Annotated in this window: 20 protein-coding genes; 8 read left to right on the forward strand and 12 right to left on the reverse strand. The window is 68.6% G+C overall.

The window, feature by feature from the left end; translation table 11 throughout:
* The first annotated feature begins 12 nt into the window (after positions 1-12).
* Positions 13-1,095 carry a DNA integrity scanning diadenylate cyclase DisA gene (gene disA / locus OG579_RS09125; protein WP_045821872.1) on the forward strand — a complete coding sequence of 361 codons (1,083 nt, stop codon included), beginning with the start codon at positions 13-15 and terminating at the stop codon, positions 1,093-1,095.
* A gap of 8 nt (positions 1,096-1,103) precedes the next feature.
* On the opposite strand, the gene OG579_RS09130 is transcribed toward disA, so the two are convergent.
* Positions 1,104-1,874, reverse strand: coding sequence for a hypothetical protein (locus OG579_RS09130; protein ID WP_045821871.1), 771 nt, complete (start codon positions 1,872-1,874; stop codon positions 1,104-1,106).
* 71 nt (positions 1,875-1,945) lie between these two features.
* Positions 1,946-2,596, reverse strand: coding sequence for a carbonic anhydrase (locus tag OG579_RS09135; RefSeq protein WP_045821870.1), 651 nt, complete (start codon positions 2,594-2,596; stop codon positions 1,946-1,948).
* On the opposite strand from OG579_RS09135, the gene OG579_RS09140 reads away from it, so the two are divergent.
* Positions 2,595-3,482 carry an A/G-specific adenine glycosylase gene (locus OG579_RS09140; RefSeq protein WP_328858874.1) on the forward strand — a complete coding sequence of 296 codons (888 nt, stop codon included), beginning with the start codon at positions 2,595-2,597 and terminating at the stop codon, positions 3,480-3,482. The two genes, OG579_RS09135 and OG579_RS09140, sit on opposite strands and share 2 nt — an antisense overlap.
* A gap of 21 nt (positions 3,483-3,503) precedes the next feature.
* On the opposite strand, the gene OG579_RS09145 is transcribed toward OG579_RS09140, so the two are convergent.
* Complete coding sequence (locus OG579_RS09145) at positions 3,504-4,307, reverse strand: alpha/beta fold hydrolase (protein ID WP_408068771.1); 804 nt, start codon at positions 4,305-4,307, stop codon at positions 3,504-3,506.
* 19 nt (positions 4,308-4,326) lie between these two features.
* Between OG579_RS09145 and mhuD the strand changes: the two genes are divergently transcribed.
* From mhuD to OG579_RS09175, 6 genes are all read left to right on the forward strand, one after another.
* A complete protein-coding gene (mhuD, locus tag OG579_RS09150; protein WP_055793265.1) occupies positions 4,327-4,632 on the forward strand; it encodes a mycobilin-forming heme oxygenase MhuD in 306 nt (101 codons plus the stop codon).
* Positions 4,633-4,703: 71 nt separating this feature from the next.
* Positions 4,704-5,132, forward strand: a complete 429-nt coding sequence (locus tag OG579_RS09155; RefSeq protein WP_328858875.1) for a GNAT family N-acetyltransferase — start codon at positions 4,704-4,706, stop codon at positions 5,130-5,132.
* Positions 5,133-5,198: 66 nt separating this feature from the next.
* Positions 5,199-5,843 carry an LON peptidase substrate-binding domain-containing protein gene (locus OG579_RS09160; protein ID WP_045821867.1) on the forward strand — a complete coding sequence of 215 codons (645 nt, stop codon included), beginning with the start codon at positions 5,199-5,201 and terminating at the stop codon, positions 5,841-5,843.
* A gap of 78 nt (positions 5,844-5,921) precedes the next feature.
* On the forward strand, positions 5,922-7,424 hold the full coding sequence (locus OG579_RS09165) for an aldehyde dehydrogenase (protein ID WP_045821866.1): 1,503 nt from the start codon (positions 5,922-5,924) through the stop codon (positions 7,422-7,424).
* Between the two features lie 112 nt (positions 7,425-7,536).
* Complete coding sequence (locus OG579_RS09170; protein WP_082502234.1) at positions 7,537-8,094, forward strand: FKBP-type peptidyl-prolyl cis-trans isomerase; 558 nt, start codon at positions 7,537-7,539, stop codon at positions 8,092-8,094.
* 14 nt (positions 8,095-8,108) lie between these two features.
* Positions 8,109-9,128 carry a glycosyltransferase family 4 protein gene (locus tag OG579_RS09175; RefSeq protein WP_328858876.1) on the forward strand — a complete coding sequence of 340 codons (1,020 nt, stop codon included), beginning with the start codon at positions 8,109-8,111 and terminating at the stop codon, positions 9,126-9,128.
* On the opposite strand, the gene OG579_RS09180 is transcribed toward OG579_RS09175, so the two are convergent.
* The 9 genes from OG579_RS09180 to OG579_RS09220 are packed head-to-tail and all read right to left on the reverse strand — an operon-like array spanning position 9,125 to position 18,737.
* A complete protein-coding gene (locus OG579_RS09180) occupies positions 9,125-9,712 on the reverse strand; it encodes a hypothetical protein (protein ID WP_328858877.1) in 588 nt (195 codons plus the stop codon). The two genes, OG579_RS09175 and OG579_RS09180, sit on opposite strands and share 4 nt — an antisense overlap.
* Positions 9,712-10,545: a hypothetical protein gene (locus OG579_RS09185; protein ID WP_328858878.1), complete on the reverse strand. Its 834-nt coding sequence runs from the start codon at positions 10,543-10,545 to the stop codon at positions 9,712-9,714. Before OG579_RS09185 ends, OG579_RS09180 begins: the two co-directional genes overlap by 1 nt.
* Positions 10,542-11,972 carry an MCE family protein gene (locus OG579_RS09190; RefSeq protein ID WP_328858879.1) on the reverse strand — a complete coding sequence of 477 codons (1,431 nt, stop codon included), beginning with the start codon at positions 11,970-11,972 and terminating at the stop codon, positions 10,542-10,544. Before OG579_RS09190 ends, OG579_RS09185 begins: the two co-directional genes overlap by 4 nt.
* On the reverse strand, positions 11,969-13,174 hold the full coding sequence (locus OG579_RS09195) for an MCE family protein (protein ID WP_328858880.1): 1,206 nt from the start codon (positions 13,172-13,174) through the stop codon (positions 11,969-11,971). The genes OG579_RS09190 and OG579_RS09195 overlap by 4 nt, the downstream gene beginning before the upstream one ends.
* Positions 13,175-13,191: 17 nt before the next feature.
* Entirely contained in the window at positions 13,192-14,463 is a 1,272-nt protein-coding gene (locus OG579_RS09200; RefSeq protein ID WP_328858881.1) for an MCE family protein, read from the reverse strand.
* The gene (locus tag OG579_RS09205) at positions 14,460-15,605 is read right to left on the reverse strand and encodes an MCE family protein (RefSeq protein WP_328858882.1); all 1,146 of its coding nucleotides are present in this window, start codon (positions 15,603-15,605) and stop codon (positions 14,460-14,462) included. Before OG579_RS09205 ends, OG579_RS09200 begins: the two co-directional genes overlap by 4 nt.
* The gene (locus tag OG579_RS09210) at positions 15,602-16,675 is read right to left on the reverse strand and encodes an MCE family protein (protein ID WP_055793293.1); all 1,074 of its coding nucleotides are present in this window, start codon (positions 16,673-16,675) and stop codon (positions 15,602-15,604) included. The genes OG579_RS09205 and OG579_RS09210 overlap by 4 nt, the downstream gene beginning before the upstream one ends.
* A complete protein-coding gene (locus tag OG579_RS09215; protein ID WP_328858883.1) occupies positions 16,668-17,840 on the reverse strand; it encodes an MCE family protein in 1,173 nt (390 codons plus the stop codon). Before OG579_RS09215 ends, OG579_RS09210 begins: the two co-directional genes overlap by 8 nt.
* Before the next feature lie 48 nt (positions 17,841-17,888).
* Positions 17,889-18,737 carry an MlaE family ABC transporter permease gene (locus OG579_RS09220; protein ID WP_055793296.1) on the reverse strand — a complete coding sequence of 283 codons (849 nt, stop codon included), beginning with the start codon at positions 18,735-18,737 and terminating at the stop codon, positions 17,889-17,891.
* Position 18,738 lies beyond the last annotated feature (1 nt).

Here is an 18,738-nt window from a genome sequence, read left to right on the forward strand (position 1 = left end):
AAGGCTGTCGCGATGGTGGACACGGCGCACGGCGATCTCCTGCGCGCCACGATCGGACGGGTGGCACCCGGAACCGGTCTGCGCGACGGGCTCGAACGCATCCTGCGCGGACGCACCGGCGCGCTGATCGTGCTTGGGTACGACGAACTCGTCGAACGCATCTGCGACGGCGGCTTCCACCTCGACGTTGAGTTCGCACCCACCCGCCTGCGAGAGCTGTCGAAAATGGATGGGGCGGTGGTCCTCTCGACCGACGGCACCCGAATCCTGCGCGCCAACGTGCAATTGGTGCCCGATCCGTCGATCCCTACCGAGGAGTCGGGCACCCGGCACCGAGCCGCCGAACGCACCGCGATCCAGACCGGGCACCCGGTGATCTCGGTGAGCGCGTCGATGTCGATCGTGAGTGCGTACGTCGACGGCATCCGACACGTGGTGGAGGGGTCCGATCCGATCCTGTCGCGTGCCAACCTCGCGGTGGCGACGTTGCAGCGCTACAAGACCCGACTCGACGAGGTCAGTGCCGCGCTGTCGCGCGCCGAGATCGAGGACTACGTGTCGCTGCGTGAGGCGATGACCGCGGTGCAGCGCATGGAGATGGTGCGGCGGGTGTCTGTGGAGATCGAACAGTACGTGCTCGAACTCGGCGCGAACGGACGCCAGTTGTCGTTGCAGCTCGAGGAACTCGTCGGTGACAACGACTCGATGCGCGAACTCGTGGTGCGCGACTACTACTCGAGCCCGGAGCCCGCGACCATCGAGGAGGTGCGTCAGGCACTCGAGGCGATCGAGGCCCTCAACGACACCGACCTGCTCGACTCGACGCTGCTCGCCGGGGCATTCGGCTACCCCACCACGCTCGACGCGCAGGACACCACGATGAGTCCGCGCGGCTACCGCCTGCTGGCCCGTATCTCCGGGCTGCAGTTCGCGCACCTCGACCGTCTCGTGCGCAGCTACGGGACGTTGCAGTCGTTGCTCGCGACGAGCGCGTCGGATCTGCAGGCCATCGACGGCATCGGCGAGATCTGGGCCCGCCACATCCGAGAAGGACTGTCGCGCCTGGCCGAGACGACCATCGAGCGGTTCGACTGACCCCGGCTCTACTGGCGCGGCGGGTCGGCGAAGTTGAACGTGATGGGAGCGCTCAGCTTCTCCCCCAGCGAGCCGACCGCCTGGTACGGACCGGCCGCGGCCACACGACGCGGGGTCTTGCACCCCGGCGTGCTGGTGGTCCCCGACCACACGATGGTGTCCTTGAACTGCTGGGCCGGCTTGAGCAACTGGTTGTTGATCGTGTTGATCGGTGAGCAGTCGGTCGCCGACCAGATGTAGCGGGTGCCGTCGAGACTGCGGACCGTCACGTTCTGCATGTCCTTGCCGACGTCACGGGTGCACTCGGCGAGGCCGGCGTTGGTGATCACGATCGTGAACACCGGCTTGTCGCCGACGGTGTAGGTCGGCTTGTCGGTGTAGAGAACCGCCGAGATGTTCTGGTCGGGACACAGGCCGCTCGCGGGCACCGCCGTCGGTGCCGCCGACGAGGACGACGAAGCGCCGGGCACCACACCCGAGGCCACCGAGCCCGACGCCTGCGACTGGCCGGGGACACCGCTGCCGCCCGAACCGGACCCGCCGGATCCGCCCGACCCGCCGGCGATGCTCTCCGAGGCGTCGGCGCTCGAGGGCACCGAGGTCAGCGACGGACTCGACGAGACACTCGCGCTGGTGTTCCGGGGGGACTCATCGGAACCACCGGAGGCCCAGATGATCAGACCGATCACGACGATGAGCGCGAGGACGACCACACCGACCGCGAGCGCGCGCCGACGCCAGTAGATCTCGGGTGGCAGCGGGCCCTGCGGTTCCAACACACACCAACGCTAACGGTCGAGTGGTCCGCCCCGTCCGACCCGCGGCGGCGTGTCGTCGCCGCGGGTGCACATCACACCTTCTGCAGGGCGTGATCGCTGTCGGGCTGATCGTCGACCTCGCCCACCGCCTCGCGAAGATGCGCCTTGCCCTCGGCGAGGCTGTAGGTGAGGCCCACGATGCCCAGGGTGCCCGCCTCGATCGCGTCGGCGATGATCTGGCTGCGATCGGTGAGGAGCTTGGTGGTCTCCTGCACGTGTCGCGCCTCGAACTCGTCGACGCGGGTCAGGCCCTCGGCCTTGCCGGCCAGAACGCTGGGCGTCACCTTCTCGACGACGTCGCGGATGTAGCCGCCGGGGATCTGCGCCTCGTCGACGGCCTTGATCGTGGCACCGACCGCGCCACAGCTGTCGTGGCCGAGCACAGCGATCAGCGACACCTTGAGCACGGCGACGGCGAACTCGATCGACCCGAGGACCGCGGAGTCGATGGCCTGCCCGGCGGTGCGGACGACGAAGAGATCGCCGAGCCCCTGATCGAAGACGATCTCGGCGGCGACGCGGGAGTCCGAGCAGCCGAACAGCACGGCCTTCGGGGCCTGCCCGCCGGTCAGTCGGGTCCGGTCGTCGATACCCTGACTGGGATGTTTGGGTTCACCGCCGACAAATCGGTCATTACCTTCGCGCATCTCGCGCCACGCCTGTGCGGGAGTCATGGTTGCCATGGCTGACATTGTGCCGAATTCGGACGTGACGCGCCGCCTGCTGGCGTGGTTCGACGACCACGAGCGCGATTTGCCCTGGCGCGCAGAGGGAGTCACGCCCTGGCAGATCCTCATGAGCGAGATCATGTTGCAGCAGACACCGGTGGCGCGCGTCGCACCGATCTGGCTCGAGTGGGTCGCGCGGTGGCCGGTGCCCTCGGCGATGGCCGCCGCCGGGGTCGGCGAGGTGGTGCGCGCCTGGGGCAAACTCGGCTACCCGCGACGCGCGATGCGCCTGCACGCCTGTGCGACGGTGCTCGCGCAGGATCACGGCGACGTCGTCCCGTCCGACGTCGACACCCTCCTGACACTGCCGGGTATCGGCGACTACACCGCACGCGCCGTCGCGTGTTTCGCCTACGGCCAGTCGGTGCCGGTGGTCGACATCAACGTCCGCCGCGTCATCGCCCGCGCCCTGCACGGGCGTGACGCCGGCAACCCGACCCGGTCGGACATGGACGACGCGGCGGCCCTGCTCCCCCGGGATCGGGATGTCGCACCTCGCTTCTCGGCAGCCCTGATGGAGCTCGGCGCGCTGGTCTGCACCGCACGCAACCCACGGTGCGGGGATTGCCCGCTGCCGCAGTGCCTCTGGGTCGAGATCGGCCGGCCCGCGCTCGACACCCCGCGCAAGGTCCAGAAGTTCGCGGGCACCGACCGTCAGGTCCGCGGCCTCATCCTCGACCAACTCCGCGCCGCCGACGGTCCGGTCGGACGCGACCGCATCGACGCGGTGTGGCTCACCGACGTCGGCCAACGCGAACGGGCCCTGGACTCCCTCCTCGCCGACGGCCTCATGGAGACCACGTCCGACGGCCGCTTCTGCCTCGCCGGCGAAGGCGGCTGACCCCGACCCGCCGTGGCCCGCTCAGTCGAACATCGACGACAGGAACGCCTCGACCGCGCCGCGGTACATCCCCGGGCGGTCGTCGTGGGCGAGGTGCCCGGCCACCGGGATCATCAGATGGGCTGCACACGAGTTCATCTCGGCCATCATCGTCATCTGCCCCGGCGGGGTGACGCCGTGCTCGGCCTCGAGCAGCAGGGTCGGCACCTGGACCTGACGCCACTGCGACCAGAAGTCGCGACCACCCCACTCCTGGGCGATGGCGGCGAAGATCTCGACGTCACCGTGCAGGCGACCGTCGTCGAAGGCCTCGTAGAAGTAGCGGCCGGCGATGGGGCCGAACATGTCGTCGGCCGCCGACCGGGAGTCGAACCGCTGCGGCCACGAGGCGAACCACGGTGTCCAGTCCGCTGTCGTGCGGCCGCGGAAATCCGGTGCCATGTCCTCGATCACGAGCGCGGAGACCAGTTCCGGGTACTCCGCGGCGGTGCACCAGGCGTGCAGGCCACCCATCGAGTGCCCGACCAACACCGCCGGACCGCGATCGATCCAGACCAGGGTCTCGGCGACGTCGGCGACGAATCGCTCGGTGGCGATCTCATCGGCGGCCACGTCGTCGATGTCGAACCCGGCGTCGGCGCCGGTGTGGAAGGCCGCGTCGACGGTGAACACGCGCCCGTGTCTGCGCAGCCAGGGGATCTGACGTCGCCAGGTGCGTCCGCGCCCCATGAGTCCGTGCAGCAGGACGATCGTGGGTGCGTCCGCGCCGAGGTCGGAACCGTGGTCCCGCAGGCCCGTCTCCGCCCACCGCTCGTCGGCTGTCACGACCGATACGATAGCGACCATGGCCGTGGTGAAGATCAACGCGATATCGGTGCCCGAGGGTGCCGGACCCGAGCTCGAGAAGCGGTTCGCCAACCGAGCACACACCGTCGACGGGACGCCGGGCTTCCTCGGCTTCCAGCTGCTGCGCCCGGTCAAGGGCGAGGACCGCTACTTCGTGGTGACGCAGTGGGAGTCCGACGAGGCGTTCGAGGCGTGGTCGGGCGGACCCGCACGCGCGGCCCACGCCGGCGAGCGCGCGAACCCGGTGTCGAGCGGCGCCGACCTGCTCGAATTCGAGGTCGTCCTCGACGCCAAGCCCAGCTGAGTCACCTCGAACGGCCGCCGGCGTTCACCCTGCGCCGCGCTGAGCCGACCGATGCTGAACAGCTCGCCGAGGTGCACGTCGCCTCGTGGCGGGAGGCCTACACCGACCTCGTCGCCCCCGAGGTCGCAGCGACCTTCGACGTCGCCGAACGTCGCGAGCTCTGGACACGTGCGCTTTGCACCGACCCCACCCCTGGAATGACCACGCACGTGGCCGAGGTCGACAAGAGCATCGTTGGATTCGCCACAACTGGACCACCCCGTAGCGAACGCGTGCGGGATATCGAGTTGCGAGGCCTCTACACGCTGGAGCGAACACATGGGACCGGTCTGGGTGGCGCGCTTCTCGACAAAGCCCTCGGCGACCGGTCGGCGCAGCTGTGGGTGCTGACGGACAACGCGCGCGCCATCGCGTTCTACCGCAAGCATGGCTTCGCCGAGGACGGCACGGCCGGATGGTTCGAGCGATGGAACGTCGCCGAGATACGCATGGTCCGCTGAGCGGATCACCTCCCGGCGCCGCGGCGACCATGGCCGATCGGTACCGCACGGGTCTACCGTTGACCCATGGCAGTGTCACCCGGTTCGCCGACGCCGATGTTCCCCCTCGGCATGGCGCTGCTGCCCGGTGAAATCCTGCCGCTGCAGATCTTCGAGCCGCGCTACCGCGAGATGCTCGCCGAATGCCTCCGCTCCGACAACCCCTCGTTCGGGGTGGTGCTGATCGAGCGCGGGCGTGAGCTCGGTGGTGGCGACGAACGGCATTCGGTGGCGACGGATGCGAACATCGTCGAACACCACATCAAGGACGACGGCCGCGCGTTGCTGCGCTGCGTGGGCACCGACCGCATCCGCGTCCGCGAGTGGCTGCCCGACGATCCGTACCCGAGGGCGATCGTCGAGGACTTCCCCGACGAGGCGATCGAGACCGTCGGCGACTCGGAGAGCCTGGAGGCGCAGTACACCGAGGTCGCCGCGAGCATCCGGTCCCTGTTCGAGCTGGTGCGCACCGCGGGCCGATCCGACGCGGTGTTCGACGACACCGTCTACGGAGACGTCGACCGGTCGTTCGGATGGGCAGGTCAACTCCCCCTCGGGCAGGCCGACCGGTACGCGATCCTCGCCGCGCCGTCGCCGCTCGAGCGGATCGCCGTGCTGTCGGAGGCGGTCGAATCGGTGTCCGCCGCGATCCAGTTCCAGTTGATGGACTGACCCGCGACCAGAAAACTGGAACGTGTTCTAGTATCGGTGTGAGCAGGACCACCCTCGACCGCACTGGAGCATCCCGCAATGACCGACACCGTCGCGACCGCCCCGTCTGATCCCCGCGCCGATTCCGCGCACGACCACGACACCCTCTACATCGGGGGAACGTGGACCGCACCGCACTCGACGGCCACGCTCGACGTGTACTCCCCCGCGACCGGTGAGCGGGTGGGTCGCGCACCCGACGGCGACGCCGTCGACATCGACGCCGCCGTCACCGCGGCCCGACGCGCCTTCGAATCCGGTGTGTGGAGCCGACGGTCGCCCGCAGAGCGCGCCGACGTGCTCGACCGGGTCGCGGACCTGATCGACGAGCGCGGCGAGGCGATCCAGGCACTGGTCTCCGCCGAGATGGGTGCGATGCCCTCCGACGTCGGCATGTTGCAGCAGCTCCCCGGCACCGGCGTGCTGCGCGCCTACGCCGCCGCGGCCCGCGAGTACCCGTGGGTCGAGCACCGCACCGGCCTGTTCGGCACCACACGCATCGAGCGCGAGGGTGTCGGGGTCGTCGGCGCGATCACGGCGTGGAACGTGCCGCTGTTTCTCATGTGCAACAAGCTCGGTCCCGCGCTCGCCGCCGGTTGCTCGGTGGTCCTCAAACCCGCACCCGAGACACCGATCTCGGCGCTGTACCTCATCGAGATCTTCGCCGAGGCCGGCGTCCCCGAGGGCGTCCTGTCGGTGGTCACCGGCGGCGTCGAGACCGGCAAGGCACTCGTCGAGCACGCGGGCGTCGACAAGATCACCTTCACCGGCTCCACCGCGGCCGGCCGCGTGATCGGGTCGCGCTGCGGCGCACTGCTCAAGCGCTGCCAGCTGGAACTCGGCGGCAAGTCCGCAGCCATCGTGCTCGACGACGTGAACGTCGACGAGATCGCCGCGATGCTCGCCTTCTACGGCCTGTTCAACACCGGGCAGGCGTGCGTTGCACAGACCCGCATCCTGGTGCCGCGCTCACGCCACGACGAGATCGTCGACGCCGTCGTCGCCGCGGCCGCCGCCATGACCCCGGGCAAGCCGGGCGACCCGGAAGCGCGGCTGGGACCGATCATCACCGAGAAGCAGCGCGACAAGATCGAGGGCTACATCCGCACCGGCACCGAGCAGGGCGCCACACTCGCCCTCGACGGCGGGCGACCCGAGGGCCTCGAGTCGGGCTACTTCCTGAGCCCGACGGTGTTCACCGGCGTCACCAACGACATGACCATCGCGCGCGAGGAGATCTTCGGGCCGGTGCTGTCGATCATCGACTACGACACCGTCGACGAGGCCGTCGACATCGCCAACGACTCCGAATACGGGCTCGCCGGCGCGATCTGGACCGCCGACGTCGAGCGCGGCATCGAACTCGCCGGACGGATCCGCACGGGCACCCTCGGCATCAACTGGTATGCGATCGACCCGGCGTCGCCGTTCGGCGGCTACAAGAACTCCGGCATCGGCCGCGAGAACGGTCGCGAGGGACTCGAGTCCTACCTCGAGCACAAGTCGATCATCCTGCCGATGGGCTACACCCCGGAGAGCTGAACCCTTCCGCTGCGCTACCGTCGCAGGCGACATCTGATCCTGCGACGAAATGGACATCCCTGTGCGGCGAAGTGTGACGATCTCGAGTTCGGTTCTCGCAGCGTGTGTCGCGATGGGCGTCCTCGCCGGGTGTGGCGACGACTCGTCGGACTCGGCGTCGGCCTCGTCCACCGCGGCGACATCGGCCACCGAGACCACCGCCGCGTCCGACGGCGGCACTCAGGCGACGACCCCGGCGGCGGCACCGCGCAGCGGCACCCCCGGATCGGCCGGTATCCCGGCGATCACCGAGAACGCGACCGACACCTCCAAGGAGGCGAAGATCGCGGCCGGCACCGGGACACCGTCGTCCGATCTGCTGATCGCCGATCTCGTCGCGGGCAACGGCAAGGTCGCCGCGTCGGGCGACACCGTGAACGTGCGCTACACCGGCGCCCTGTACACCAACGGCGAGGTGTTCGACGCGTCCTGGAAGAGCGGCGACGCGCCCGTCGAGTTCCCGCTGAGCGGCGTGGTCCCCGGCTTCGCGCAAGGCATCGAGGGCATGAAGGTCGGCGGTCGCCGCGAGATCGTGATCCCGCCCGCACTGGGTTACGGCGCCTCGGACTCCGGGCCCATCCCCGGCGGATCGACCCTCGTGTTCGTGGTCGATCTGGTCGGCATCAGCTGATCGCCGGCGACGCCGTGCACGATCTCAAGGTCTGCTACGACGCCGAGCGCGGCGTCGAGCGATGGGCCGAGGCCGGTGCCACGGACGGTCGCGCACCCGATCTCTGGCCCTACGGTCTGCACCGTTTCGCCGAGCTGGGCGTCGATGTCGTCCACACCGACAACCCGCCCCTGACGACGTCGGAGGCGCTGCGCCAACTCGTGTCGCCGTCGTACCGCAGAGACGGCGCCGGCGGCCCGCCCGCGCAGGTGTCGATCGCCTGGGACGAGGGCGCGGCGAAACGACTCCTCGTCCGCGACCGGTCCGAACGGAACCACTGCGGCGTGATCTGGGTCAACGACATGACCAAGCGGACCGATCCGCCGCTGGTGTGGGACGCCCGGCGGGTTCTGCTGCAGATGGACTCGGTGTGGTGCCTGTCCCGCGCGCAGGTCGGACCGCTCGAAGAACTACTGCCCGGCATCCGCGTCGATCCGCTCCTGTTCGGGATCGACCCGGACTTCTTCGCCGCACGCGACTACCCGGACAGCCAGGCGGTCTGCAGTTTCGGCGGCGACCGGCACCGTGATCCCGACACCCTGTTCGCCGCGCTGGAACGGGTCCGACAGAGCCACCCCCATGCCACGTTCGACGTGCAGAGCACCTCCACCAGCCCGCCGGAGTGGCTGACGCTGCTGCCGAGGATGTCACCGAGCGGCGTGCTGGACGTCTACGCGCGCAGCGCCGTGGTCGTGGTGACCACGCGATCCAACCTGCACGTGTCCGGCATGACCGTGGCCCTGGAGGCCATGGCCACCGGACGACCCGTCGTCATCACCGACAGCCCGGGAATGGACGACTACGTCCAGGACGGGGTGACCGGCGCGGTCGTGCCCTCCGGTGACGACGCCGCGGTCGCTGCCGCGGTGTCGCGCTACCTCGACGATCCGGCGCTGGCGGCCGAGCACGGACGCAACGGGCGACGGCTCGTCGAGTCGACGTTCACCACAGCGCGAATGTGCGCCGACCTGGCGACGATCCTCGGACTCCGCTAGCCCTGGGGTGCCGGGGTCGGGGCCGCCGAGGTCGAGGGCGGCGGGCCGAGATGGAGCTTGTCGCGCAGCGAGTCGTCGGTGATGACGGCGATGTCGTCGATCAACCAGCGGTCGCCGGACTTGCGCATCGAGTACTGCACGCGGCTCGGCTCGACGCGCACCAACTGGGTGTCGCCGCGCACCACCGACTGGTTCATGAAGATCAGCACCACGGCACGATTCGCGTCGGCCGAGACCACGCCGGCCTGCTGGATCGAGACCGTCGAGTTCACCTTCTGCTTCTTCACCTGTGCAGAGAGGTCGCTGCCGGCCATGATCTGGTCGTAGGTGGTGCGGGCGTTGCCGACCAGGGCGCTCTTCGCGGCCGCGACGTTGGCGTCGACATCGGCCGGGGTGAAGCCGAACATGACCGTCGCATAGCGCTTTCCGGCGTCGAGCGCGGAGGTGCGCGCGTCCCGGTCGTCGACGGCGGACGACCATCGCAGACCCAGCACCGTCGTGGCGGCCGCGGCGGCGATGATCAGGACCACCATCACGCCGGTCACGATCCGCGCCCGCGTCGACCGCAACACCTGCGGTGCCATCACGTCACCCACTCGATGTCGGTCAGCTTCATCGCGCCGTTGATCTTGGTGACGACCACCTTCCAGCGGAAGGTCTGCACCACGGTGTCGTCACCCGTGACCGGCGGGACCGACGAGCCCTGGGCCGGCGCCGGGTTCTGCTGGGCGGGATTCTTCATGGTCCAGCCCGAGACGATCAGCACGGTCGCCGAATCGGCATCGCTGTCGACGACCGCGTCGGAGAGGATCGTGCCCTTGGTGCTGACGCCCTGGGTCTTGATGAGGTCGGTCGTCTGCTGCATGGTGTCCTGCAGCTGCTGAAGGGCCTTGCCGCTGGTGTCGTTCTGGAACGTGTCGACGGCGGTGTCGATGGTGGTGGGGCTCAGCGAGGTCAGGTTGACGATCATCTGACGCGCGAACGCCGCGTACTGCGCCCGCTGCGTCGACGCCTCGTCGATCGACGAGGTGTTGACCGCGAACAGCGTGGAGGCGACGACCAGCGCGACGAGGACGACCGCACCGAGACCACCCGCGAGGAGCAGTCCGAGTCGAGACCGGTCGATGCCGCTGCGGGCCGTCGTGACCGCCGTCCGTCGCTGCCGGTAGCCGAGCGCGGCACCCCGCGTCGTGGTCACGGCCGACTCCGCGACCGCCGGCGCCGTGGTCACCGGAGCGGTGGCCGCGGGTGTCGCTTTGCGCAGCTTGCCGACGGGCGAACTCTTGCGCGGCACCGTCGTCGACGACGGACGCGCGGTCGGGGCGGTCATCGTCGATCCCGCGGCGCCGCCGACGGGCGGACCCGCGGGCCGTCGCACCCGGCGTCGGGTGCGCGGACGATGGGCGTCGTCGCTCATCGCTGCACGGTCCCGGTGATGAGGCTCTGCAATGTGGCGCTTCCTCCCTGCGACGATGTCCCCGCGCCGAGTCCACCGACGGTGTAGGTCTTGCCGTCGGGACCGATCGCGGAACCCGACCCCGGATCGTACGCCGCACCGTAGACCGCGGGAGCGCCGTCGAACGACGACGGCGTCGCCGGGGTGAGCTGCCCGTTCGGCAGTCCGGTGACACCGGGGATGCCCTTGGGGAACGGCACGTTCTCGGCGAGCGGCTTGTAACCCTCGCGGCATTCCTCGGGCGTCGACGCCCGGCGCCCGGGGAACTCGACACACGGGAAGTTGCGGCTGCCGCGCACCGCGAGGTTGGAGTCCTGCGGCACCCGGCACAGCAGTCCCGGCGGCAGGTCACGCGAGGTCATCGTCGACGCCGGGCGGCGGTCCTCGGCGGGCAGGAAGCCGACGGTGCACACGCCCGGATCCTGGAACCCCAGCGCGAAGTCGACGTTCGCACCCTTGCGGGGGTCCTCGGTGTTGATGGCGGTGATCAGCGCCTGGATCAGTCGCGGGTAGAGCACGAGCACCTGCTGCAGGTTCGGCAGGTACACCGCGAGGGTGCGACCGGCGGTGGCGAGATTGTCGAACAGCAGCGGCAGGCTCTGGTCCATCGACGCGAACAGTTCCTGCGCCTGGTCGGTGACGCCCGGTCCCTTCGCGAGGATGTCGCGCAGCTGCGGATCGTTCGCCCGCAGCTGATCGGTGAACCGCGCGACGTTCGAGGTCCACTGACGGATGGCACCGACCGTGGCGGTCTGCGTCTCCAGCAGTGGCGCGGCCTGTTCGACGAGCTTCGCGGTCTGCTCGGAGTTCTTGTTCGCCTCGTCGGCGAACAGCGACAGCGAGTCGAGCAGCCGCTGCAGATCCTCGCCGGAACCGTTGAAGGCGTTGAACGATTCGTCGAGCACCCGTCGCAGCTTGGTGCTCTGCACCTTCGCCAACAAGGCGTTGGAACGGTCGAGCAGCGTCGACACCTCGGTCGGCACCTGGCCGTCGCGGACCACCGACCCGTCGACGAGATCCCGCGGATCCCCCGACGCGTCGGCGTCGGGCATGAACTGCACGAACTGCTCGCCGACCGCCGAGACACTCTGCACCGAGGCCGTCGACGAGGCCGGGATCTTCCGATCGCTCTCGATCGACAGGTCGGCGCGGACCCCGGTCGAGGTCAGGGTCACCGACGACACCTTGCCGACGGTGACACCGCGGTAGGTGACGTTGGCGTTGGGGTAGATGCCGCCGGTGCTCGGGAGCTCCACGGCCACCGAGTAGCGGCCGACGCCGAACATGGCGGGGACCTGGATGTAGAAGAACCCGACGACGACGAGCGAGATCACCGTGATGATCGAGAAGATGATCAGCTGGATGCGGACGAACCGTGAGATGGTCACCGGCCCTTCACCTCCGGGGCGTCCTCCCGGAGCGGTGCGGTGAACGGGTTCGCGCCCCGCTTGGCCGCGCCGGCCGGACTGCCGAGCACCGCCTCGGGTCCGTACACCGCCGACGGTGCGGCCGCACCGATGCTGGCGAATGCGCCACGCGAGAGCCTGCCGTTGGTGAGGTCGAGGTTGATGACCGCGTTGACGTAGTCGCCCTTGACGATCTTCGGGATCACCGACTCGGCGAACGGGAAGGTCACGAGGATGTTCAGCGACTGCGTCAGCGATTTCCCACTGGCCTGTAGCTGATCGAGCACCGGTACGAGGTTCTTCACGATCGTGGTCAGGTCGTCGCCGTTGGCTTTCAGGATGTCGTCGGTGTTGCGGCTCAGCCGCCCGACCGACGCCAGGGTGTCGGTCAGGTGGACCCGCTGGTCGACGAGCACCTTGAGGATCCGCGGACCGTCGGCCAGCGCCCGGTCGATGGTGTCGCTCTGGGCGTTGAAGCTGCTGCTGAGCCTGTCGAGCCCCTCCACCGCGCGGACGATGTTGCCGCGCTGGCGATCGAGGTCGGTCACCAACGTCGTCAGTCGCGGGATCAGTTCCCGGATGGTGTCCTGACGGCCGCCGAGCGTGGCGTTGAGTTCGTGGATGACGTCGCCGATCTGCGAGAGACCGCCGCCGTTGAGCACCACCGACAGCGAGCTGAGGACCTGCTCGACCGTCGGATAGGTGCACTGGGCGACCTGCTGGGCGGAGGTGATGTCGGCGACCGGCGCCGCGGTGGTCGGCGCGGCGATGTTGTCCTGCGTCGGGCACTGCGAGGCGGGGATCTCCTGGCCGTCGCGCATGAATCCCTGCGTCGGCGAATCGGGTTGCACCACCTGCAGGTTGAGTGATCCGAGCACGCTGGTGATGCCGACCATGACGTGGGACCCGACCGGGATGCGTGTGCCCTTGTTGAGCCGCAGCGTCACCAGGGCCTTCCAGTCGCGCACGGTGATGGCACCGACACTGCCGACGGTGGCGTCGTTCATGAGGACCGGCGCGTTCTGGACGAGGTTGGCGGCGTTGGGGATCAGCGCGGTGACGCGGAACGACCCGTCGCCGGTGCCCTGCGCGCCCGGCACCGGTAGCGAGTTCAGGCCCTGGAACGAGCACGCCGACGTGGCGAGGACGGCGGCACACGACACGGCCACGGCGAGACGGCGCATCACAGCACCCCGCCGCGTCATCCCTGACCCCCGAACGGGACGAGCAGGTTCGCCAACCCGACGTTGCCGCCGTACGAGCGTCGCGTCGCCGCGTCCTGTTGGACGATCCCCTGCTGGGCGCGCGCCTTCACGCTGGAGTTCTGATACTGGATCTGGTTGGGCCGGGCGTTGATCCCGGTCACCGGGTTCACCAGCGCGGGTGGGTAGTTGATCGAGATCGACGACAGGATGGGCCCGAGGACGTCGACACATTTCGTCACGTCGGCCTGCGAGGTCCCGGGGCGGTCGTTGCCGGCCAGGGTGCCGCACAGCAGGTCGACGAGGTTGCCGAACTGTCCGAGACCGAAGACGCCGCTGAGGGAACCGGTGAGCGGGTTGTAGATGTTGTAGAAGTTCGACAGCTGCGTCGGCGCCGAGTGCAGCAGCCCGCGGATCTGTTCGTCCTTCTGCGCGAGGATCGACGTCGCGTTCGACAGCCGCCCGACCGACTCGCTCAGTTTCTGGCCGTTGGTGTCGATGAACGACTTCAGGTCGGTGAGCGCGGAGTCGAGGTTGGTGAGCGCGCCGTCGAGATTGGCCGTGTTGTCCGCGAGCACCTGGCTCACCGACGCGATGCGGCCGTTGAACTGCACCAGGTCCTCGTGGCTCTTCGACAGCGCATCGGTGAGTGTCTGCAGGTTCCGGATGCTGGCGAACAGGTCGCCGCGGCTGTTGGCCAGTGTCGAGGCGAGGTCGGACAGCTGCGCGACCGAACCGCGGATCGCGGTGCCGTTGCCCTCGAGGTTGGCGTCGGCGGTGTTCACCAGTCGCGCCACCGACCCCTCGTCGGCGCCCTGGGGGCCGACGGCGGTGGTGAGCTGGGTGAGCTCGCGTTTGATGTCGTCCCACTCGACCGGCACCGCGGTGCGGTTCATCGGGATGTCGGAGCCCGTGGCCAGCTGCGGCCCGCCCGCGTACACCGGCGAGAGCTGGATGAACCGGCCCGTCACCAGGCTGGGCGCCACGATGACCGCCGAGACCGTGCGCGGGACGTCGACATCGCGGTCGACATCGAAGCGCACCTTCACGTCTCCCGACCGCGGCGTGACCGAACCGACCGTGCCGACGTCGACACCGAGCACCTTGACGGGATCACCGGGATAGAGGTTGTTCACCTCGGTGAAGTACGCGGTGTAACTCTTGTAGAAGGCCTTCTGGTAGCCGATGTAGCCGGCGAGGGCGAGCACGATGATGATCAGCAGCGCGATGGCGATCTGCCACAGGCGACGGCCCGGTAGGAACCGGCTCATGACGGACCCCCGTCCCGTGGGGTGCCGTTCTCGGGGATCGAACGGTCCGGGTCGCTCTCCTGATCGGGGCGCAGGAACAGCTTCGGCGGGAAGAGCCCGGTGTACCCCAGTGCCTTGGCCGCCTCGGGGTACTTCTGCTGCAACAGGTTCAGGAACAGCGAGGTGTAGTCGCCGAAGCTGGGCACACCGACGAGCGACGAGAAGTAGGGGCCGCTGGAGACGGCCTCACCCAGGACGTTGGCGTAGGGGCCCAACCGGTCGAGGGTCTGTTTCAGGTTGTCGCTGTTGTCGGTGAGGATCTTCGTCACCCCGTCGAGCTTGGTGAGCACGGGCGTGAGCTGCGCGTTGTTGTCGGCGATGAACCCGCTCACCTCGGCGGTGACGTTCTTGATCCCCTGCAGCAGTTGGCCGATCGCGAACCGGCGGGTCTGCAGTTCACCGAGCAGTGCGTTCGCGTCGACGAGCAGCTCGTTGATCTGACCGCTGCGCTTGGCCACGACACCGGTGACGCTGTCGGCGCGCGAGAGGAGTTGGCGCAGTGCGTCGTCGCGGTCGTTGATCGACTTCGACAGCCGCGCGACGCCGTCCACCGCGCCCCGCACCTCACCCGGGGTGTCGGCGAAGGCCGCCGACACCGTGTTCAGCGCATCGTTGAGCTGCGCGGGGTCGGTCTGTTCGAGGGTCGTGGTGGTGTCGTCGAGGGCATCGGTGAGCGAGTACGGCGCCACGGTGTTGCGGTTGGGGATCTCGCCGCCGGGTTCGAGGCGCCCCGACCCGCGTGGGGTGATCGTGAGATTGCGGCGGCCCAGCACGGTCTCGGTCTTGATCGACGCCTGGCTGTCGAGTCCGACCGCGACGGTGTCGCTCATGCTGAAGCTGATCTTCGCCTTGGTGCCGTCGCGCGTCGAGGCGAGACCGATGCCGGCGACCGAGCCGACATCGACACCCGAGACCACCACCACGTCACCGGTTCTCAGGCCACCGGCGTCGTCGAAGTAGGTGGTGTAGACGCTGCCCGTCGACAGGTAGGGCAGCTTGTCGACCTGGAGCGCGACGATCACCACCAGGGCGGTGACGACCACGCCGATGATGCCGATCCGGGCGCGGGAACGAGGGGTGTCGAACTTGCTGACGGTGGTCATTTCGGGGTCGCACACCTCCCGCCCGGGTTGACGTTGTTGCCGGTGTTGTCCAGCGAACGGTAGACGATCTCCTTGTGGTCGGGACCGGTGAAGAAGATGTCGACGCGGCACAGCCAGATCTGCAGCCACGCACCGTAACTGCCGAGATTGCTCAGGGCCTTGAAGTCGCCGGGGAACCGTTGCAGGAGCCCACGGACGAACGGCTCGTCGGAGAGCACCTGCTCGGACACCTGACCGGTCTCGGACACCACACGTTTGAGGTTCGGCCGGTTGGTGTCGAGCAGGCCCGCGAGGTCGTTGGTGAGCGCCGAGGTGTCGGTGATCGCCCGACCGACGGTGTCCCGCTGCGACGACAACCCGGAGATCAACTGCTGCAGGCGATCCAGCGAGGTGTCGAGGCCGGACTTGTCGTCATCGATCGTGCCGAGTGTCGCGTTGAGGTTGTCGACGACCTCGCCGATCAACTGGTCACGGTCGGCGAGGGTGTTGGTGAACGACGCGGTGCTGGCGAGGAGCTGGTTCAGCGCCGGTCCCTGCCCCTGGAACACCGCGATGAGCGATCCCGACAGTTGGTTGACCTCGGCGGGCTTGAGGGTCTTGAACAGTGGCTTGAAGCCGCCGAGCAGTTTGTCGAGGTCGAGTGCGGGTTCGGTCTGCGACTCGGGGATGTGGCCGCCGTCGGGCAACAGCTGCGAGGGGTTGCCGGTGCCCTCACCGAGTTCGAGATACCGGTCCCCGGTGAGGTTCTCGTACCGGATCATCGCCTGCACCGACGTCGGGAGGCGGTACTGGCGGTCGACGGTGAAGTCGACGTTCGCGGCGTTGTCACGGGTGAGGGTCACGTCACCGACGGAACCCACCTCGACGCCGGCGATCCGCACCTTGCTGCCCGGTTTGATCTGCGAGGCGCTGCTGAAGGTGGCGCTGTAGCCGTTGGTCGACCCCGACCGGTACTGACTGAACACCACCACCAGACCGACGAAGATGAGCAGCATCACCACGGCGAACACACCGAGCTTGATCGCGGTCGCACGGAACACGCGGTCACGCCGCGTCCGGTACTCAGCCACGGGGCACCGGTCCGAACATGATCTGGAACAGCTTGCGCGGGTCGGCCTTCGGCGTGGTGCGGGGCTGGTAGGGCTGCGGGGCGGTGTCACCCACGTAGAACGGGGCGTGGGCGGTGGCGTTGATGTCCGACAACCCCAACGCGCACGTCGGTGGACCCTGCACGCCCACCTTCGGCAGATCCTCGGGGTAGCGGTAGGGCTCCTTGCCGGGCAGCACGCCGGCGTTGAGCGAGAGGTAGCCGGTCTTCTCGCCGAAGATCGGCAGTGCCTTGCGGCCGGCACCGTCGGTGGCACGCAGGAAGCAGGCGAGTCCCGGCGAGTAGTAGCCGAGCAGCTGCGACACCGGGTCGAGGTTGCTCAGCGCGGTCATGATCGTCGCCTTCTTCGGCGCGACGATGCCGTTCACCGTGTCGGCGAGGCCGGTCGTGTTGACCAGCAACGCATCGAGGTTGGTCGAGCGATCGGCCAGGGTGTTGCCCGTGCGCGTGAGGTTGTCGATGACGCGGGACAGGTCGGGGAACGCGTCGGCGTAGGTGTCGGTGACGGTCGCGGTGGCGCGGATGGTGCGGTTCAGTTCCGGCAGGGTCGGATTGGTGCGTTGCAGCAGCTTCGACAGGTCGTCGAGGCCCTGACCGATCTGATCGCCCTTGCCCGACAGCGCCGTGTCGATGGCGCCGAGGGTGGCGTTCAACTTCTCCGGCTGCAGTTTCGCCAGCACGTCCACGAGTCGCGCGAACACGGTGTTGAGTTCCACCTGCACCCGGTCGGCGGCGATGGTCGACCCGGCCCGCAGGCGTGCCGGCGACGGGTCGGGTGGCAGGGCGAGATCGACCGATTTGGCGCCGAACACGGTGTTGGAACGGATCTGGGCCTCGACGTTGGCGGGGACCTTGTTCAGCTGGTCGGTGTCGATGTCGAGGTCGAGCTGCACGCGATCGCCCTGGGGGCTGATCCGCGTGACGCGTCCGATGGTCACCCCGCGCAGTCGCACCTTGGCGTCGGGGTTCATCACGAGCCCGGCGCGCTCGGCGGTCAACGTGACGCCCGACGTCGAGCGGAAGGTGTTGTTGAACTGCATGACCGCGAGCGCGAACGCCGCGACGATGACCGTGACGAGGACCAGTGCGCCGATGCGGCGCTGGGTCGTCGAGTGCTCGGTCCTCATGCGCGGGGTCCCGGTGCCGGGGTGGTGTGTGCTGTCGTCATCATCTGCCTACCCCGAGAGGTTGAACTTCCCGTCGGCGCCGTAGATGGCGAGCGAGAGGAGCAGGGTGATCACGACGACGACCACGAGCGAGGCCCGCACGGCGTTGCCCACCGCGATCCCTACGCCGACCGGGCCGCCGGAGGCGTTGTAGCCGTAGTAGGTGTGGATCATCATGACCGCCACGGCCATACAGATCGCCTGCACGAAGGACCAGAGGATGTCCGAGGGTATGAGGAACGTCGAGAAGTAGTGGTCGTAGACGCCCGAGGACTGCCCGTAGATGAACACCGTCGCGAACCGGCTGGCGAGGAACGACGCGACCGAAGCCAGCGCGTAGAGCGGGATGATCGCGATCAGGCCCGCGACGATGCGTGTGCTCACGAGGTATGGGATCGACGAGATCGCCATCGACTCCAGCGCGTCGATCTCCTCGCTGACACGCATGGCGCCGAGCTGTGCAGTGGCTCCGGCTCCGATCGTCGCCGCGAGCGCGATCCCGGAGATCACGGGCACGGCGATGCGCACGTTGATGAACGCCGAGAAGAACCCGGTGAGCACCTCGACGCCGATGTTCGACAGCGAGCTGTACCCCTGCACCGCGATGGTGCCGCCGGTGAAGAGGGTGAGGAACCCGACGACGACCACCGTGCCACCGATCATCGCCAACGCACCCGTGCCCATGGAGATCTCGGCGATGAGACGCAGCGTCTCCTTCTTGTACAACCGCACCGCGCGCGGGATCGCCGCGATGCTGTCGTAGTAGAACATCGCCTGGTCGCCGATGCGATCCCACTCACCGGTCGCGCGTGCGCTCGAGCGCGAGGCGCGCACGAAGATGCTGTGTCCCAGGACCATG

The organism is Williamsia herbipolensis (assembly GCF_036153515.1).
Lineage (GTDB): Bacteria > Actinomycetota > Actinomycetes > Mycobacteriales > Mycobacteriaceae > Williamsia_A > Williamsia_A herbipolensis.

Bases quoted from the DNA above. Each gene is read 5' to 3' on its own strand.
- OG579_RS09195 (WP_328858880.1), bottom strand. From the start codon at position 13,174: ATGCGCCGTCTCGCCGTGGCCGTGTCGTGTGCCGCCGTCCTCGCCACG.
- OG579_RS09135 (WP_045821870.1), bottom strand. From the start codon at position 2,596: ATGGCAACCATGACTCCCGCACAGGCGTGGCGCGAGATGCGCGAAGGT.
- OG579_RS09185 (WP_328858878.1), bottom strand. From the start codon at position 10,545: ATGAGCGACGACGCCCATCGTCCGCGCACCCGACGCCGGGTGCGACGG.
- OG579_RS09140 (WP_328858874.1), top strand. From the start codon at position 2,595: ATGGCTGACATTGTGCCGAATTCGGACGTGACGCGCCGCCTGCTGGCG.
- OG579_RS09200 (WP_328858881.1), bottom strand. From the start codon at position 14,463: ATGAGCCGGTTCCTACCGGGCCGTCGCCTGTGGCAGATCGCCATCGCG.
- OG579_RS09215 (WP_328858883.1), bottom strand. From the start codon at position 17,840: ATGAGGACCGAGCACTCGACGACCCAGCGCCGCATCGGCGCACTGGTC.
- OG579_RS09165 (WP_045821866.1), top strand. From the start codon at position 5,922: ATGACCGACACCGTCGCGACCGCCCCGTCTGATCCCCGCGCCGATTCC.
- OG579_RS09160 (WP_045821867.1), top strand. From the start codon at position 5,199: ATGGCAGTGTCACCCGGTTCGCCGACGCCGATGTTCCCCCTCGGCATG.
- OG579_RS09205 (WP_328858882.1), bottom strand. From the start codon at position 15,605: ATGACCACCGTCAGCAAGTTCGACACCCCTCGTTCCCGCGCCCGGATC.
- OG579_RS09170 (WP_082502234.1), top strand. From the start codon at position 7,537: ATGGGCGTCCTCGCCGGGTGTGGCGACGACTCGTCGGACTCGGCGTCG.
- mhuD (WP_055793265.1), top strand. From the start codon at position 4,327: ATGGCCGTGGTGAAGATCAACGCGATATCGGTGCCCGAGGGTGCCGGA.
- OG579_RS09220 (WP_055793296.1), bottom strand. From the start codon at position 18,737: ATGGTCCTGGGACACAGCATCTTCGTGCGCGCCTCGCGCTCGAGCGCA.
- disA (WP_045821872.1), top strand. From the start codon at position 13: ATGGTGGACACGGCGCACGGCGATCTCCTGCGCGCCACGATCGGACGG.
- OG579_RS09180 (WP_328858877.1), bottom strand. From the start codon at position 9,712: ATGGCACCGCAGGTGTTGCGGTCGACGCGGGCGCGGATCGTGACCGGC.